This is a genomic window from Streptomyces sp. NPDC101118 (assembly GCF_044759445.1).
Lineage (GTDB): Bacteria > Actinomycetota > Actinomycetes > Streptomycetales > Streptomycetaceae > Streptomyces.
The window spans coordinates 58,680-74,786 of the sequence record NZ_JBIVZG010000015.1 but is presented as its reverse complement, the minus strand read 5'-3'; the positions used below and the strand labels follow the sequence as shown (position 1 = coordinate 74,786).

General features: G+C 74.4%; 15 protein-coding genes. 6 read left to right on the top strand and 9 right to left on the bottom strand.

Annotated elements, in window-relative coordinates; genetic code table 11:
• The 3 genes from ACIQUQ_RS23435 (at position 1) to ACIQUQ_RS23425 (ending at position 3,490) form a co-directional block, all read left to right on the top strand.
• On the top strand, positions 1–984 hold the full coding sequence (locus ACIQUQ_RS23435) for a peptidoglycan DD-metalloendopeptidase family protein (protein ID WP_403978962.1): 984 nt from the start codon (positions 1–3) through the stop codon (positions 982–984).
• 195 nt (positions 985–1,179) lie between these two features.
• Positions 1,180–1,989 (top strand): SGNH/GDSL hydrolase family protein, encoded by an 810-nt coding sequence (locus ACIQUQ_RS23430; RefSeq protein WP_403978960.1) that lies wholly within the window; start codon positions 1,180–1,182, stop codon positions 1,987–1,989.
• Between the two features lie 289 nt (positions 1,990–2,278).
• Positions 2,279–3,490 carry an MBL fold metallo-hydrolase gene (locus ACIQUQ_RS23425; RefSeq protein WP_403978957.1) on the top strand — a complete coding sequence of 404 codons (1,212 nt, stop codon included), beginning with the start codon at positions 2,279–2,281 and terminating at the stop codon, positions 3,488–3,490.
• Between the two features lie 57 nt (positions 3,491–3,547).
• Here ACIQUQ_RS23425 and ACIQUQ_RS23420 read toward each other — a convergent pair whose 3' ends face one another.
• The 3 genes from ACIQUQ_RS23420 to ACIQUQ_RS23410 all read right to left on the bottom strand — a co-directional run bounded on the left by ACIQUQ_RS23420 (position 3,548) and on the right by ACIQUQ_RS23410 (position 5,763).
• A complete protein-coding gene (locus ACIQUQ_RS23420; RefSeq protein ID WP_403657250.1) occupies positions 3,548–3,967 on the bottom strand; it encodes a VOC family protein in 420 nt (139 codons plus the stop codon).
• Positions 3,968–4,093: 126 nt separating this feature from the next.
• Positions 4,094–5,332, bottom strand: coding sequence for an RNA polymerase sigma factor (locus ACIQUQ_RS23415; protein WP_403978955.1), 1,239 nt, complete (start codon positions 5,330–5,332; stop codon positions 4,094–4,096).
• Complete coding sequence (locus ACIQUQ_RS23410; protein WP_403978953.1) at positions 5,329–5,763, bottom strand: YciI family protein; 435 nt, start codon at positions 5,761–5,763, stop codon at positions 5,329–5,331. Before ACIQUQ_RS23410 ends, ACIQUQ_RS23415 begins: the two co-directional genes overlap by 4 nt.
• Before the next feature lie 394 nt (positions 5,764–6,157).
• On the opposite strand from ACIQUQ_RS23410, the gene ACIQUQ_RS23405 reads away from it, so the two are divergent.
• From ACIQUQ_RS23405 to ACIQUQ_RS23395, 3 genes are all read left to right on the top strand, one after another.
• Positions 6,158–8,089, top strand: a complete 1,932-nt coding sequence (locus ACIQUQ_RS23405; protein ID WP_403978951.1) for an ABC-F family ATP-binding cassette domain-containing protein — start codon at positions 6,158–6,160, stop codon at positions 8,087–8,089.
• Positions 8,090–8,210: 121 nt separating this feature from the next.
• Positions 8,211–9,527, top strand: a complete 1,317-nt coding sequence (locus ACIQUQ_RS23400; RefSeq protein WP_403979230.1) for a flavin-containing monooxygenase — start codon at positions 8,211–8,213, stop codon at positions 9,525–9,527.
• A 76-nt stretch (positions 9,528–9,603) separates the two neighbouring features.
• Positions 9,604–10,170, top strand: coding sequence for a DUF4291 domain-containing protein (locus tag ACIQUQ_RS23395; protein WP_403978948.1), 567 nt, complete (start codon positions 9,604–9,606; stop codon positions 10,168–10,170).
• Positions 10,171–10,189: 19 nt separating this feature from the next.
• Here ACIQUQ_RS23395 and ACIQUQ_RS23390 read toward each other — a convergent pair whose 3' ends face one another.
• From ACIQUQ_RS23390 to ACIQUQ_RS23365, 6 genes are all read right to left on the bottom strand, one after another.
• Positions 10,190–11,836, bottom strand: coding sequence for a YrhB domain-containing protein (locus ACIQUQ_RS23390; protein WP_403978946.1), 1,647 nt, complete (start codon positions 11,834–11,836; stop codon positions 10,190–10,192).
• Between the two features lie 104 nt (positions 11,837–11,940).
• Positions 11,941–13,287 (bottom strand): cytochrome P450, encoded by a 1,347-nt coding sequence (locus ACIQUQ_RS23385; protein WP_403978944.1) that lies wholly within the window; start codon positions 13,285–13,287, stop codon positions 11,941–11,943.
• Between the two features lie 7 nt (positions 13,288–13,294).
• Positions 13,295–13,897, bottom strand: coding sequence for a GTP-binding protein (locus ACIQUQ_RS23380; RefSeq protein WP_399941390.1), 603 nt, complete (start codon positions 13,895–13,897; stop codon positions 13,295–13,297).
• Complete coding sequence (locus tag ACIQUQ_RS23375; protein ID WP_399941392.1) at positions 13,872–14,249, bottom strand: DUF742 domain-containing protein; 378 nt, start codon at positions 14,247–14,249, stop codon at positions 13,872–13,874. The genes ACIQUQ_RS23380 and ACIQUQ_RS23375 overlap by 26 nt, the downstream gene beginning before the upstream one ends.
• Entirely contained in the window at positions 14,246–14,647 is a 402-nt protein-coding gene (locus ACIQUQ_RS23370; RefSeq protein ID WP_399941395.1) for a roadblock/LC7 domain-containing protein, read from the bottom strand. Before ACIQUQ_RS23370 ends, ACIQUQ_RS23375 begins: the two co-directional genes overlap by 4 nt.
• On the bottom strand, positions 14,644–15,813 hold the full coding sequence (locus ACIQUQ_RS23365; RefSeq protein WP_403978941.1) for an ATP-binding protein: 1,170 nt from the start codon (positions 15,811–15,813) through the stop codon (positions 14,644–14,646). Before ACIQUQ_RS23365 ends, ACIQUQ_RS23370 begins: the two co-directional genes overlap by 4 nt.
• Positions 15,814–16,107 lie beyond the last annotated feature (294 nt).

Below are 16,107 nucleotides of genomic sequence, written 5' to 3'. Positions count from 1 at the left end.
ATGCCCGGAAAGGGTAAGCACCGCCGTCCCAAGTCCAGCCCGATAACCCGCGGTTTCGTCGCCGCCGGTACCGGAGGCGCCGCCCTCGCGCTGCCGCTGATGGGGGCCTCCGGCGCCCACGCCGCCGGGCCGGCCGCCGCCCCGCAGGCGCTGCCCGCGCAGGCCCCCCAGGCCGCCCACGCCGCCCCGGCCGCCGTCCCGGCCGCGGTCCCGCAGGCCGCCCCCGTCACGTACACCGTGGTGGCCGGCGACCACCTCTCCAAGATCGCGTCCGAGCACCACCTGAGCGGCGGCTGGCAGAAGCTGTACGCCGACAACCGCGCGGCCGTCGGCGGCAACCCCTCCCTGATCCACCCCGGCCTGGAGCTGACCCTCGGCGCCGCGGCCGCGCCGAAGGCGGCCGAGGCCCCGGCGAAGCCCGCGGCCGCGCCCAAGCCGGCGAAGAAGGCCCCGGAGAAGACCCAGAAGAAGGCCGTCCGGAAGGCCGAGCCCAAGGCCGTCGCCGAAGACACCGGCGCCGACCGGTCCGCGGCCACCGCCAGCCGTTCCACCCAGCGTTCCACCACCGCGGTGAGCGGCGCCGGGTTCGTCGCCCCGGTCAGCGGCGGCATCAGCACCTCCTACCGGGCCGGCGGCGGCATGTGGGCCAGCGGCTACCACACGGGCGTCGACTTCTCGGTCGGCTCCGGCACCACCGTCCGCGCGGTCGGCGCGGGCACCGTGGTCTCCGCCGGCTGGGGCGGCGCGTACGGCAACGAGGTGATCATCCGGCACGAGGACGGCCGCTACTCCCAGTACGCCCACCTGTCCTCGCTCAACGTCTCCGCGGGCCAGTCGGTCGGCGCCGGCGACAGCATCGGCCTCTCCGGCTCCACGGGCAACTCCACCGGCCCGCACCTGCACTTCGAGATCCGCACGGGCCCGAGCTACGGCGACGACATCGACCCGCTGGCCTACCTGCGGGACAAGGGCGTCAGCGTCTGAGCCGCGTCCGCCGGCGCGCCCGACGCGTCCGACGCGTCCGACGCGTCCACTGAGGCAGCCGTGCGACCGGGTCCCGAGGGGGGTCCCGGTCGTACGGCTGTTTTCGGCCAAACTGACCGGGTGGTCCAGATCACCCCGCGTCAACCCCTTCCTACGGTCGCGTAGGTCACATCCTTCGGTGAAGGATGTGCTCCCGTGGCAGGAGAATCGACACCTTCAACAGCAACAGCACCCGTATCCACCCTCCCCATCGGCTCGTACGCCGCGATCGGGGACAGCTTCACCGAGGGCGTCGGAGACCCCGGTCCCGACGGCGCCTTCCTCGGCTGGGCCGACCGGCTGGCGGTGCTGCTCGCCGACCGCCGTGACGAGCACGACTTCCGGTACGCCAACCTCGCCGTACGCGGCCGGCTGCTGGACCAGATCGTGGCCGAGCAGGTCCCCCGGGCCAAGGAGCTCGCGCCCGACCTGGTCACCTTCTGTGCGGGCGGCAACGACATCATCCGCCCCGGCAGCGACCCCGACGCCGTCGCCGAGCGGTTCGAGGCGGCCGTCGCCGACCTCACCGGCGCCGTGCCCACCGTCATGATCACCACGGGCTTCGACACCCGCGGCGTACCGGTCCTGCGTCACCTGCGCGGCAAGGTCGCCACGTACACCGCGCACGTCCGCTCGATCGCCGACCGGTACGGCTGCCCCGTCCTCGACCTCTGGTCGCTGAAGTCCGTACAGGACCGGCGGGCCTGGGACGACGACCGGCTCCACCTGTCCCCGGAGGGCCACACCCGGGTCGCGCTGCGCGCCGCGCAGGTCCTCGGCCTGGAGGTGCCCGCCGACCCGGACCAGCCCTGGCCGCCGATGGAGCCCCGCGGCTCCGCCGAGGTCACCCGCGACAACATCCAGTGGGCGCGCGAGCACCTCGTACCGTGGATCGGCCGGCGGCTGCGCGGCGAGTCCTCCGGCGACCACGTCGAGCCGAAGCGGCCCGACCTGCTGCCGCTGTAGAGGTGGAGCGGTCGGCACGGCACCGCTCCGGGTGGGCGCGCCCGTACGGGAGAGGGGCGCGCCCGGCCCGGTGACGGCTCCCGCGGGAAGCCCGCCGGGAGGAGCGCGGGACGCGGCCGGGGGAGCGACGGGGGCAGGCGGGGGAGCGACGGGGGCAGGCGGGGGAAGCGCGGGAGGCAGGCGGGGGAGCGGAGGCGTCCGTTTCGCGTGGCGCGGCCGGAATCCTTCGGCGCGCGCGCACGTTGGGAAGGGCAGAGCACACCCACGTCCCATCGTCACAGGAGGCGCCTTGACCGGCTCCCGTCCCCTGCGCGCAGGGCTGCGCGCGCTGCGGCCCGAGGCCTTCGGCGCGGACCCGTCCGGAGAGCGGATGGAGCGGATCCTCCGCTCGCCGCACTTCGCCGACGGCGTCTTCCAGAACCCGGTGGGCACCCGGGAGCGGCCGAGCGGCTCGGCGCTCGCCTTCGCCAAGATCTATTTCCGCAAGGAGGAGCGGGTCCGGCGCACGCCCAGCGCGCCGATCCCGGTGCACCCCACCACCCTGGCCGACATCGCCCGGCCGCCGGCCACCGGTCTGCGGCTGACCTGGATGGGCCACTCCAGCGTGCTCGCGGAGATCGACGGGCACCGGGTGCTCTTCGACCCGGTCTGGGGCGACCGCTGCTCCCCGTTCCCCTTCGCGGGGCCCAAGCGGCTGCACGCGGTGCCGGTGCCGCTGGCCGCCCTCGGCCCGGTGGACGTGGTCGTGATCTCCCACGACCACTACGACCACCTCGACCTGCCGACGATCAAGGCGCTGGCCGCCACCGACACCGTCTTCGCCGTCCCGCTGGGCGTCGGGGCCCACCTGGAGCGCTGGGGCGTGCCGGCCGACCGGCTGCGCGAGCTGGACTGGCACGAGAGCACCAAGGTCGGCGGCCTGACGCTCACCGCGACCCCGGCCCGGCACTTCTGCGGCCGGGGCCTGCGCAACACCCAGCACACGCTGTGGGCCTCCTGGGTGGTGGCCGGCGACGAGCACCGGATCTACCACAGCGGCGACACCGGCTACTTCCCCGGCTTCGCCGAGATCGGCGCCGCCCACGGCCCCTTCGACGCCACGATGATCCAGATCGGTGCCTACAGCGACTTCTGGCCGGACATCCACATGACCCCCGAGGAGGGCATGCGGGCCCACCTGGACCTCCAGGGCGGCCGGCCGCACGGCGTGCTGCTGCCGATCCACTGGGGCACCTTCAACCTGGCCCCGCACGCGTGGTCGGAACCGGGCGAGTGGACGGCGGACGAGGGCGAGGGCGCGGGCCAGCCGGTCGCGGCCCCACGCCCGGGCGAACCCTTCGAACCCGCCGGCAGGCTCCCGGTGGAGCGCTGGTGGTCCCCGGTGGCCCACGAGGCACCGCGCACCTGGACGCGCCGTGAGCCGGCCGCCGGACCGGACCAGCCGGCCGGCCCGGCCCACGAGGAGCTCAGGGAAGACCTGGACCTCGCGGGCGACCGGTAGCGGCGTACGCGAGCGGGCCGCCCGGCAGGCCCGGGCGGCCCGCTCGCGTGTTTCGGGTCAGGGCTGTTGTCCGCCGGCGATGTTGACCATCCACGTGATGCCGAAGCGGTCGGTGCACATGCCGAAGACGTCTCCCCACATCTGCTTCTCCAGGGGGACGGACACGGTGCCGGCGGCGGACAGCTTGTCCCAGTAGCCGCGGAGTTCGTCCGCGTCGTCGCCGCTCAGGCTCACGGCGATGTTGTTGCCGGCGTTCAGCGGCATGCCGGGCGGGTTGTCGGCGCCCATCAGGGTGAAGCCGCCGGGCGTCTCCAGCATGCCGTGCATGATCTTGTCCTCGTATCCCGGGGGCGCCTCGCCCCCGAAGCCGCCGTAGGTGTGGACGGCCAGCTCGCCGCCGAAGACCTCCTTGTAGAACTCCATGGCGGACTTCGCGTCGCCGTCGAAGCTGATGTACGGGTTGAGGCGAGAAGGCACGGTCGCTCCCGATGTGACGGATGGTCGGTTCCGGAAGGTTATGTGCCGGTCGGGTGTGGGCGCGGGACCGCGGCGGTGTGGTCGGTTCCGCGTCGCGCGGCCCCTGGGCGGGCGCGGCGGTGCCGGTCACGGGTCGAGGCGGGCGGCCCGGGTCTGGAGGTAGCGGCGCTCCGGGAGGCTGAGGGTGGCGCGGGCGGCCGCGCGATAGGCCCCGGCGGCGCCCTTCGGGTCGCCGGCGCGTTCGAGGAGGTGGCCGCGGACGGCCGCCAGGCGGTGGGAGCGGGCGAGGCGGGGTTCCAGGGCGGCCAGCGCGGCCAGCCCCGCCTCCGGGCCCTCGACCATCGCCAGGGCGACCGCCCGGCCGAGCTCCGCCATCGGGTCGGGGCCGGGCGACCGGGCCACCAGGACGTCGTACAGGGCGAGGATCTGGGGCCAGTCCGTCCCCGCCGCGTCCGGGGCCTCGTCGTGCAGCGCGGCGATCGCCGCCTGGAGCTGGTACGGGCCGGGCGGGCCCTCCGTCAGCGCCTCCTCGACCAGGGCGGTCCCCTCGGCGATCGCCGCCCTGTCCCACCGGGTGCGGTCCTGCTCGTCGAGCGGCACCAGCTCGCCGTGCGGCCCGGTGCGGGCCGCGCTGCGCGCCTCGGTGAGCAGCATCAGGGCGAGCAGGCCCGTCACCGCGCCCTCGCGGGGCAGCAGCCTGCGGACGGTGCGGGTCAGGCGGATGGCCTCCCGGGCCAGGTCGGCGCGGTGGAGGGCGGGCCCCGAGGTGGCGGTGTACCCCTCGTTGAAGATCAGGTAGAGCACCTGGAGGACCGATGCCAGGCGGGCGTCGCGGTCCTCCGGTCCGGGCGGGCGGAAGGTCCGGTCGGCCCCGGCCTCCCTCAGCCGCGCCTTGGCCCGGCTGATCCGCTGGGCCATCGTCGCCTCGGGGACGAGGTGGGCGCGGGCGATCTCCGCCGTCGTCAGCCCGCCCACGGCCCGCAGCGTCAGCGCGACCCGCCCGGCCGGCGGCAGCCCCGGGTCGCAGCACAGGAAGAGCAGGGTGAGCGCGTCGTCGTCGGCCGGCGCCGCCCGGACCTCGCGGGGTTCGAGCCGCACCGCCCGCTCCTCGCGCCGGGCCCGCGCCGCCTCCGCCCGCAGTGCGTCCGTGAGGCGGCGGGACGCCACCCGGATCAGCCAGCCGCGCGGATTGGCCGGCACCCCGTCCCGGGGCCACTGGCCGGCCGCGGCGAGCAGCGCCTCCTGTACGGCGTCCTCGGCGGCGTCGAAGTGCCCGTACCGGCGCACGAGTGCGCCGAGGACCTGCGGCGCGTGCAGCCGCAGCAGGTCCTCGACGTCCCGCGGGCCGGGCCCGGGTCCGGTCAACCGGTCTCGCCTCCGCCCAGGTCGCCGCCACCGGCCTCGTCGATCTCCCGGATCACGACCGGGAAGACGGGGGCGCCGGACGGCACCGGGCAGCGCGCCACCCGCGCCGCGATCTCCGTCACCCTCCCCAGGCTCTCGCAGTCGAGCACCCAGTACCCGGCGAGCACCTCCTTCGTCTCCCCGTACGGTCCGTCGGTCACGACCGGCCGGCCCTCCGTGTCCGCGGTCACGTGCCGGGTCCTCGCGGGCTCCGTGAGGCCCTGTGCGTCGACCAGCTCCCCGGACTCCGCCAGGTCGTCGTTGATCGCGTTCATGTGGGCGAACATCGCCTTCAGCTCGGACTCGCTCCAGGCCGGGCTGTGCGCCGAGGCCCGGCCGTTCATGGCGTCGTAGTCGGCCTGCGCGCCCTGCACCATCACCAGGTACTTCATGACGTTCCTCCGTGTCGTCCGTCTGTTCCGTCTGTTCCGTCCGTTCCGCCTGCTCCGGCGGTCCGCTCCGTCGTCCCGTCGCGTGCCGCGGGGCCGGTGCACAGGAGACGTCGGAGCCGGTCCGCGATCCTCGACACCGCGCCGGACCTCACCGGTACGGGCGTACGGAAGCCGGGCGAAAAGGGCATGCCCCGGTCTCGGAGGCTCGGCTACGGTGGGCGCATGGGCAGCTTCCACTTCTTCCTCTGATTCCCGGGACCCGGGACGCCTGACCGTCCGGCCGCGCCCCCCGAGGCGCGTGCGCGGGCTCCCCGGCGCTCCCACACGACGTCCCGTGCCCATCGCCGCCGCGCCCCTCCACCCGGGCCGGCCGCACCCACGTCAGGGAAGAACCATGCGCGAACGCGCCGCCCGCCGGCCCGCCCCGGCACCCGTCCCCTCCGCCGTCGAGGCTCCCGCCCCCGCTCCCGCCCCGGCCCGCGGTCCCGCCCCGGCCTCCGCGCCCGCCGGCACGCCCGCCGAACGGTCCCAGCTCGCCGTCCGCGGGCTGTCCAAGGACTTCGGACCCCGCCGCGTCCTCGACCGGGTCTCCTTCACCGTCCGCCCCGGCGAGCGCGTCGCCGTCGTCGGCGAGAACGGGTCGGGCAAGTCCACGCTGATCCGGCTCCTCGCCGGCCTCGACACCCCCGACGAGGGGGAGATCACCGTCCGGGCCGCCGGCGGGGTCGCCCACCTCGCCCAGACCTCCGCCCTGCCGCCCACGGCCACCGTCCAGGACGCCGTCGACGCGGCCCTCGCCGGACTGCGGGCCCTGGAACGCACCCTGCGCCGCGCCGAGGAGGCCCTCGCCGGCGCCGGCCCCGCCGAACTCGCCCGCTACGGCGAGCTGCTGGAGGACTTCGCGCGGCGCGGCGGGTACGAGGCGGACGCGCGGATCGCCGCCGCCCTCGGCGGCCTCGGGGTCGGCGGCATCGGCCGGGACCGCCCCCTGGGCACCCTGTCCGGCGGGGAACGCTCCCGGCTGGACCTCGCCGGCGCGCTCTGCTCGGGTGCCGGCCTGCTGCTCCTGGACGAGCCCACGAACCACCTCGACGGCGACGCCGTGCACTGGCTGCGGCGGCGTCTGAGCGCCCACCGCGGCACCGTCCTGGTCGTCACCCACGACCGGGCCTTCCTGCGGGAGTACGCCACCGCCGTCCTGGAGGTCGACGCGGACACCCGCACCGTGCGGCGGTACGGCGACGGCTGGGAAGGCTACCGGGCCGCCCGGGAGGCCGAACGGCGCCGGCTGGCGCAGGAGCACCGCGAGTGGCGGGAGGAGACGGCCCGGGCCGAGGCGCTCGTCGACGCGTCCGGCACCCGGCTCGCGCGGACCGGCAAGAACCCCCGGCAGGGCTTCGGCAAGCACCGCAGGTCCTCGGAGGCCAAGCTGTCCGGCCGGGTACGGGCCGCCCGCGCCCGCCTGGACGACCTGCGGGCGCACCCGGTTCCGCCGCCCCCGGTGCCGCTCCGGTTCACCGCCGAGCTGCGCACGGTGCCCGCGGGGGCTCCGGCCCGGCCGGGTACGGGGGCGGTGCGGGGAACGGACCCGGTGCAGGACGCGGGCCGCGTACCGGAGGGCCCGGTGCCGGACGCGGGCAAGGTGCCGGACGGCCCGGTGCAGGGTGCGGGCAAGGTGCCGGACGGCCCGGTGCAGGGTGCGGCCCGGCCGCCCGGCGTGCCGGGTGCCGACATGCCCGTACCGCCCGTGGTCGAGGCCGAGGGCGTGGTGGTCGGGGACCTGCTGCGCGTGCCGGCGCTGCGCGTGCCGCCCGGCGGCCGCCTGCTGGTGTCCGGCGCCAACGGGGCCGGCAAGACGACGCTGCTGCGGCTCCTGGCCGGCGTACGGCGGGCGGACGCCGGGCGGGTCACGGTCAGGGCGCGGGTCGGCTACCTCCCGCAGGAGCCGGCGCCGCCGCCCGCGGACCCCGGCGCCACGCTGCTCTCCGGGTACGCGGCCGGGCGCCCCGGTCCGGCGGCGGAGCACGCGGCGGAGCTCCTGGCCATGGGCCTGTTCCGGGCCGAGGACCTGCTGCTCCCGGCCCGGGGCCTGTCGGCGGGCCAGCGGCGCCGGATCGAGCTGGCCCGCCTGGTGTCCCGGCCGGCCGGGCTGCTCGTGCTGGACGAGCCGACGAACCACATCGCCCCGGCGCTGACCGACGAGTTCCAGGAGGCGCTGGCCCGCTACCCGGGCGCGGTCGTCCTCGTGACCCACGACCCGGTGCTGCGGGACGCCTTCCCCGGGGACCGCCTCCACCTGGTCGCGGGCCGCCCCGCGGCCCTCTGAGGCGGGGTGGGAAACGCGCCACGGTGGCGGAACAGACGCCTCCACAAGCCCTGTTGCGGACTCCTGTGCGATGGCATGATCACGAGCTGGAGACCGGAAGGGAGCACCCGTGGGAGAGACCCTGGGCGTGTGCGTGATCGGTGCGGGCCTGTCGGGACTGGCGGCCGCGCACGCGCTGGCGGCTGACGGGGCGGCGTTCGTGTGCCTGGAGAAGGCGCCGGACGCCGGCGGCATCTGGCGCCGCCCCGGAGCCGGGGAGACCGGTCCCGGGTACGCGTCGCTGCACCTCAACACCGCCCGGCAGCTGACCGGTTACACCGACTTCCCGATGCCGGACACCCTCCCGCAGTACCCCCGGCACAGCGATGTCGCCGCCTACCTGCGGTCGTTCGCCGAGTGGGCCGGGCTCCTGGACCGCATCGAGTTCGGCACCGAGGTGCTCTCCGTACGCCAGGCGCCGGACGCGACCTGGACGGTGGTCAGCCGGGACGCGTCCGGGGCGCAGACCTCCCGGCGCTTCCGGCACGTGGTCGTCGCCTCGGGGCACAACGACGTGCCGACGCTGCCGAAGCCCGCGCCGCCGGGCGCCGACTCCTTCGCCGGAACGATCCTGCACGCCCTGGACTACCACGACGGCGCGGACTACCGCGGGCAGCGCGTCGTCGTGGTGGGCCTCGGTGCCTCGGCCGTGGACATCGCCGCCGACCTGTCCCGGCACGCCGCGCGGACCGCCCTCTCGGTGCGCCGCGGGCTGCACATCGTCCCCAAGCAGCTGTACGGCAGGTCCGTCGACCAGATGGCCGAGGAGCCCTGGTTCACCGCGATGTCGCTGTCCGAGCAGATCGCCTTCGTCGAGCGGGCCCTGCTCTGCGCCCGGGGCAGGCTCTCGGACTACGGGCTGCCCGAGCCGGACCACCCGATCTTCTCCTCGCCCGTCACCATCTCCGACGAACTGCTCAGCCGGATCCGGCACGGGGCGGTGACCCCCCGGCCGGGCATCGACCACCTCGACGGTCAGCGGGTCGTCTTCACCGACGGCAGCTCGGAGGAGGCCGACGCGATCGTCTACTGCACGGGCTACCGGATGGACTTCCCGTTCCTGGACGCGGGCTGCCCGATCGGGCCGTCCGGGGCGGTCGAGCTGTACCGGCGGGTCGTCGCCCCCGACCGTCCGGGCCTGTACTTCATCGGCCTGGTCCGCCCGGTGGGCGCGATCACCCGCCTCGTCGAGGCCCAGTCGCGCTGGGTCGCCCGCCTGGTCTCGGGCACGGCGGAACTGCCCCCGGCCGCGGCGATGCGGGAGGAGATCACCGCGTACCTGACCGCCATCGCCGCCCGCTACGGCACGGCGGAGGGCGGCACGTCGATCCAGGTCGACGTGGGCCCGTACCTGCGGGAGATGGGGTCCCTGCTCGACGGGGCCGCGCAGCGGAAGTGAGCAGCGCGCGTGAACCGCCCCCGGGGAGGCGAAATCGGCTCGCCCCGCCGGCCGGCCAGGTGGCAGGGTGCGGCGCATGACGCCCCAGTACCAGATCCGTGCCGACTACGACGCCCACACGATCGTGGTCTACCAGGCGTACCCGCCTGCCATCGCCGAGGCGGCACTGCGGGCGGGCCGCTTCGTCGAACCGTTCTCGTTCCACCGGATGACCTGGATCAAGCCCTCGTTCACGTGGCTGATGCACCGCAGCAACTGGGCCCGCAAACCGGGTCAGGAACGTGTTCTCGCCGTGCGGATCACCCGGGAGGGCTGGGAGGAGGCCCTGTCCCGGGCCGTGCTGACGACCGCCGACCCGGCGGCCGTCGCCCGGGCTGCCGTGCACGTCCAGTGGGACCCGGAACGCTCGGCGCGCGGGGCGGCACTGAACCACTACAGCATCCAGGTCGGCGTCGGCCGCCACCTGATCCGCACCTTCACCGACGACTGGACCGTCGGTCTCACCGACCTCACCCCCCAGGTCCGCAAGGCCTCGGCACTGATGCAGACCGGGCACGCCGCCAAGGCCCAACGGCTGTTCCCCGCGGAGCGCACCTACCCCCTGCCCCGGACCCTGCAAGGTGTCGTTTCCCCGGGCGGATGACAGGGAGCCCGCCCGGCGCTCAGAAGTCCGGGTCGACGCCGCGGCTGCGCACGGCGTCGACCCGGCTGACGGGCCGGGCCGGAGTACGGGCCGGCAGCCCGCGGATGCGGACGCGGTAGTCGTCCTCCCACGCCCCGGTGACCTCGGAGACGGCACCGATGGAGTGGAGGCCGCCGTCGGCGCGGTCGACCAGGTAGGGGCCGTGCCCCACCAGCATCGACCTGCGGGCGCCGGTCCGCACGTACTCCTCGGACTGGACGTAGACCTTCCAGACCAGCTCGTGCTCGTCCACCCGCAACACCACCAGCCTGCGCGGGAGGCGCCCGCCGCCGGCCGCGGGCCGCGCCCGGTGGCCGCGCGCCAGCTCTTCCTCCACGATGCGTACGGCGTCAGCCCGTTCGATCACGCTCCCGGCCACCCCGACGGGCCTACTGCGCCGCGGCGTGCAGGGGCGGGGACGGGGGGGGCGGACCGCGTAGGCCTCCGAGGAGACGTAGGCCGTGATCCTCGGCGGGCAGCCGCGCTGGTGGGCCAGGGCCAGGTAGGCGATGAGGCCGGTGCCGTCGGTCAGAGGACGGGCGGTGAGGGCGGAGAGGGCGCGGGCGAGGGGGGCCGGGTCCATGCCGTACCGGCCGAGCAGGGCCTCGGCGCGGGCGAGGGCCTCGGCGTCGTCCCGTACGTGGTCGCGCACCGGAATGTGCAGGGTGAACCCGCTGGGCAGGCCGGCGCCCGCCTCGGTGAAGGAGTGGCAGGAGAGGCCGGGACGCCGGTCGAGCGGCAGGCTCCAGCCCTGCCCCCCGGCCTCCGCCGCACCCGCGGAGACGCCGAAGAACTCCTCGATTTCACCGGTGCCCGGGCCCGGGGCCATCCGGCACAGGCCACCCGCGTCGGCCGCCGACAGCCCCAGGTGCCTGAGGTAGACCTTTACCCGGGGCGCGGCCCAGTCGCCCAGGTCCAGGGCGAGGAACGGGTACCCGTCGGCCTCCGGCAGTGCGGCGTACGCCCGGTCGTGGCCCAGCCGCCGCAGCGCCTCCCGCACCGTCTCGGCGGAACGTTCCTGCCCGGACGCCGCGGGGTTCAGGTACACCTTCACCCGGGGCACGCCGCCCGGCACCAGCTCCAGCGCGCACCAGAGCGCGAACGGCCCCTGCGGACCGGCAGGGAAGAAGAGGTCGGCCAGGTCGTCCAGCCGGTCCGTGGAGAAGTTCCAACGCCGGGCCATCTCCCGGACGGCCCGCAGCCCGGCCCGCCCGTTCTCCGCCGGGCTGCCCACACCGCAGCCCGGCTCCAGGAGCACCCGCAGCGCCGGCGTGCCGCCCCGCGTGAACGACAGGGAGAACTCGACCGGCGTGTGGTCGTCGGAGAGGTACGTACGGTTCGGCGGCGGCAGGTCCAGCGGCCGCTCCGCCGCCGGACCCAGCGCCGACACCAGCGTGTGCGCGTACGCCTCCGCGTCGTCCGCACCCAGCCCCGCGACCTCGCACAGCCGCAGCAGCTGGTCCGCCGTGAACCCACCGAGCGTCCCGGCCCCCGGCAGCGCCCCGCCGGCGGCCCCCGTCAGGGAACCGGGGCCACAGGACGACACCCGCCGGCGGGGGCGGGTGTCGGGGCGCTGACCGCCACGGTGGGTCGGTATCCAGACGACGTCGGTGGATCTGTGGTCCACGGGAACTCCTCAGCCTCGGTGGCATCACGGACAACAACGCGGTGATCATTACCCCGTGTTCGAACCGTCATGCCGCCATCCGGAGGCTGCGGTTCACCCCTGCCTCACTTCACCAGCCACTTGAGGAACTGGCTCCAGCGGCCGGTGCGTTCGCCCCTCGCGGCCGCACCCTGCTCCTCCTGTGCCGCAGTCCCTTCGGACCCGGTGCCCGCGGTGCGCGGGGAGGCCGAGACGGGGGTGAAACGGGCCGGCAGGGCGGCCAGGGCACGGTTGAACGGGCCCGGACGCCAGACCAGGCTGTCCTCGGGGACGGCCAGCTGGACGTCAGGCAGCCGGTTGAACAGGTGCTCGACGGCCGTGACGGTGATGTGCCGCGCCGGGTCCTTCGACGGACAGCCGTGGGGACCGGCGCTCCACGCCAGGTGGGACCGGTTGCTCCCGGCCTGGCGCGAAGCGGCCAGCGCCGGACCGGTGTTGGCCGCGGCGAAGCTGACCAGCATCAGGTCGCCCGCGCGCACGTGCTGCCCCGCGAACTCCATGTCGGCGGCCGGGTAGTGCGGTGCGTAGTTGGCCATGGGCGGGTTGTCCCACAGCGTGTCGTCGAGGGCCTCGCCGATCAGGCCGCCCCCGTCCGCGTACCGGTCGTCGGTCAGCAGCCGGTGCAGGGTGTTGCCGATGAGGTTGCGCAGGGGCTCCGCGCCCGCGCCCAGCAGCAGCGCGAGCTGGTGCACCATCTCCTCGTCCGTCAGCCGGGCCTGGTGCTGCATCAGCCACGAGGTCACGTCCTCGCCGGGCCGGGCGCGCTTCAGCGCGACCAGCTCGTGCACGGCCTGGAACAGCACCTCGGTCGCCTTCTCGGCGTTGACCCCGTCGAACATCCCGGAGATGCCGAACAGCACGCGGTCGCCCACGTCCGCGGGGCAGCCGAAGAGCTGGTTGAACACGAACAGCGGCAGCTGCCGCGCGTAGTCGCCGAGCAGGTCGGCCGAGCCGCGCGCACCGAACTGCGAGATCAGGTAGTCCGAGATCTGCTCGGTGCTCCTGCTCAGCCGGTTCATGTCGACCCGCGCCATGCTGTCGGTGATCGCCTGACGGAGCCGCAGGTGCTCGGCGCCGTCGCTGAACATGCAGTTGGGCCGGTACGCCAGGAGCGGCGCGACCGGGCTGTCCGGCGGGACGAGGCCCTCGTTGAAGGCCCGCCAGCGGCGCGCGTCCTTGCGGAACGAGCCGTTGTCCTGGAGCAGGTGGAGCGCGGTCGGGTAGTCGGTCACCAGGGTGGCCTCGACGCCCGGGGCCAGCTCCACGGGCGCGGTCGGCCCGTAGTGGCGCAGGTAGTCGTAGTACGCCTGCGGGTCCGCCGCGAACTCCGGTCCGTACAGCGGAACCCGGCCGCCCGGAGTGTGGGCGGGGCAGCCGGGCGGCGGGACCGGAGTGGGGGTCTGAGCGTCCATGGGGGGATCAATGCTCCTGTTGGGCACGGTCGAGCAGGTAGCGGACGAGGGTGGTCAGTGCGGCGGCGGACGACCGCTCGTCGCGCGCGTCACAGGTGACGACGGGGGTGTCGTCGAGCAGGTCCAGCGCCTCGCGCAGCGCCGCCTCGTCCCGGACCGGCGTACCGTCGAAGTGGTTGACGGCCACGGCGTAGTCCAGTCCGTACTGCTCGATCAGGTCGACGACCGCGAACGAGTCCGCGAGGCGCTCGGGGTCGACGAGGACCAGCGCACCGAGGGCACCGCGCGCGAGGTCCTCCCACATCTGGACGAACCGCACCTGGCCGGGGGTCCCGAACAGGTACAGCACGATGCGGTCGCTGATGGTCAGGCGCCCGAAGTCCATGGCCACCGTGGTGGTGGTCTTGCTCCGGACCCCCTTGAGGTCGTCGATGTGCTCCGCGGCGCGGGTCATCGTCTCCTCGGTGGACAGCGGCTCGATCTCGGAGATCGCGCCGATGAACGTGGTCTTGCCCACGGCGAAGTGCCCGACGACGAGGATCTTCACCGGGATCTGCGTCGCACCGCCGCGGACGTAGACCTGTTCAGCCAAACTTGGCGCGGAGCCCATTGAGCACCTCCTGGAGGATCTCCTTGTCGGCGAGGGCGGCACGCTCCACCGGGGGACGGGTGACGAGGTAGCCGCCCTCGGCCAGCGAGGCGAGGACGATCTTCACCACACCCAGCGGCAGCCGCGTGTGCCCCGCGATCTCGGCCACCGACAGGTAGCCGGCGGAGCAGATGTCCAGCAGCCGCTGCTCCTCGGGGGACAGCCGGGTCGGCCGCTGCCCGCCCTCGGGCGCCGCCGTCACCAGCGTGATCAGGGACAGCTGCTCCTCGTCGGGCAGGCCGCGTCCCTTGGTGATGACGTACGGACGCACTAAATCCGCGGCCTCGGGACCCCACTCCTCGCGGCCCGTCATGAGTACGTGCCGAGGTTCTCGCGCGGCGGCGTGGTCAGCGCCTTGCCGAGCTGGCCGACGAGCTGCTGCATGCGGAAGGTGATGTCCGCCATGTCGACGTCCTGCGTGGCGGAGACGCCCAGGTAGGCGCCCTCCCCGGCGGAGATCAGGAAGACCCAGCCGCCGTCGAACTCGACCAGCGTCTGCCGCCACTGCGCCCGCGGGTCCTCACAGAAGAACCCGAGCGAGCGGCTCAGGGACTGCACGCCGCTCATCGCCGCGGCGACCCGGTCGGCGTTGTCCTTGTCGTAGTCCTTCGTACGGGCCATCAGCAGCCCGTCCGCGGAGATCAGGACCGCATGCAGCGCCCCGGGTATCTCCAGGGCGCTGTCGAGCATCCATGACAGATCGTCGTTCACGAAACCTCATGTCCTTCGCTGCTTGGGCCGTGGGTGGTGCTGGTCGGGTCCAGGGCGTCCGGGTCCGTGGCCCGGCCGGACCTCGTCCCCCGCTGGAAGGCGCTCATGATCGCGGCGGTCTCCGCACCGCTGCGGCCGGGGGCAGACGCGGCGGGCGTGCTGCTCGGCACGATGGACATGGGCCGCTTGCGGCGGCGCTTCGGCAGTCCGTCGGCGGTCGCGGAGACCGCGGGGGCGGGCTCAGGGCCGCTCTGCGGCGGCAGGGAGCCGGCGGCCACGGCGGGCGCGGGCGCCTTCTGCTCCGGCATGCCGGTTAGCAGTTCGTGCGGCAGCAGGAGTACGGCGCGCACACCGCCGTACGGGGAGGAGGAGTCCACCGACACCTCGAAGCCGAACCGCTCGCACAGCACGCCGATCACGGCGAAGCCGAACTGCGGCGGGTTGCCGAGCCCGGAGACGCCCGAGACGCGGTTGCTGGTCAGCAGCTTCTCGGCGCGGGCCCGCTCCTCGTCGTTCATGCCGACGCCGGCGTCGTCGACGACGATGCAGACGCCCTTGGGAACGGTGCGGGTGTTGATCTCGACGACCGTGTCCGGGCTGGAGTAGCTCGTGGCGTTGTCCAGCAGCTCGGCCAGCGCCAGCGCCACCGGTTCCACGGCCCGGCTGGTGATGCCGAAGTCGACCCGGGAGAGGATCTCCACGCGCCGGAAGTGCCGGATCCTGCCCTGGGCGCTGCGGACCACGTCGTACACGGACGCGATGTCGCGGTGCCGGCCCAGCCAGCCGTCGCACAGGACGGCGATGGACTGCGCGCGGCGGCCGAACTGGGAGTTGGCGTGGTCGATCTCCAGCAGGTCCTGGAGCATCGCCGACTCCCCGTACTTGCTCTGCAGCCGCGAGATGATCAACTGCTGCTCGGCGGCGAGGCCCTGGAGCGTCCGCATCGCGGACTTGAGGACGGTCTTGGTCCCCTCCTCGGCCTCGTCCTGCGCGGCCGCGACGGACTGCGTGTAACGGTTCTCCAGGGCGGAGTAGTGGGTCCTGAGCCCGTCGATCTCGTGCCGCAGGCCCCGCGCGGACCTGCGCTGGCGGACGATGACGGCGATGGCGGCGAGAACGAGGACCAACAGAGCCCAGAGCACAGGGTTCTGCACGTATTCCGTCATAAGACTCTCTTCAGGCGACCGGCGGCCAGTGGCTGATTCCCGCCTCTGCGGGTGGGCCGGCGACCGCCCGCACGGGGATGCCGCCCGGGCCGCCCCTGAGTCGGCGTGTCGCCTTGCGCTCAGCCGCCTGCCCTGTTTTGCGCGGTGATCGTATCACCGAGCGCTTACGTGACAATCCGTCAATAGGTAGGAAGGCGTAAATGATTCGGTCGATCCGGACCCCGTTCCGGGCCCGGAAAGTGGCCCACTTCACGTCGGGTGCGGGGGCGCCGCCGGTGTCGGCCGGACGCCGGG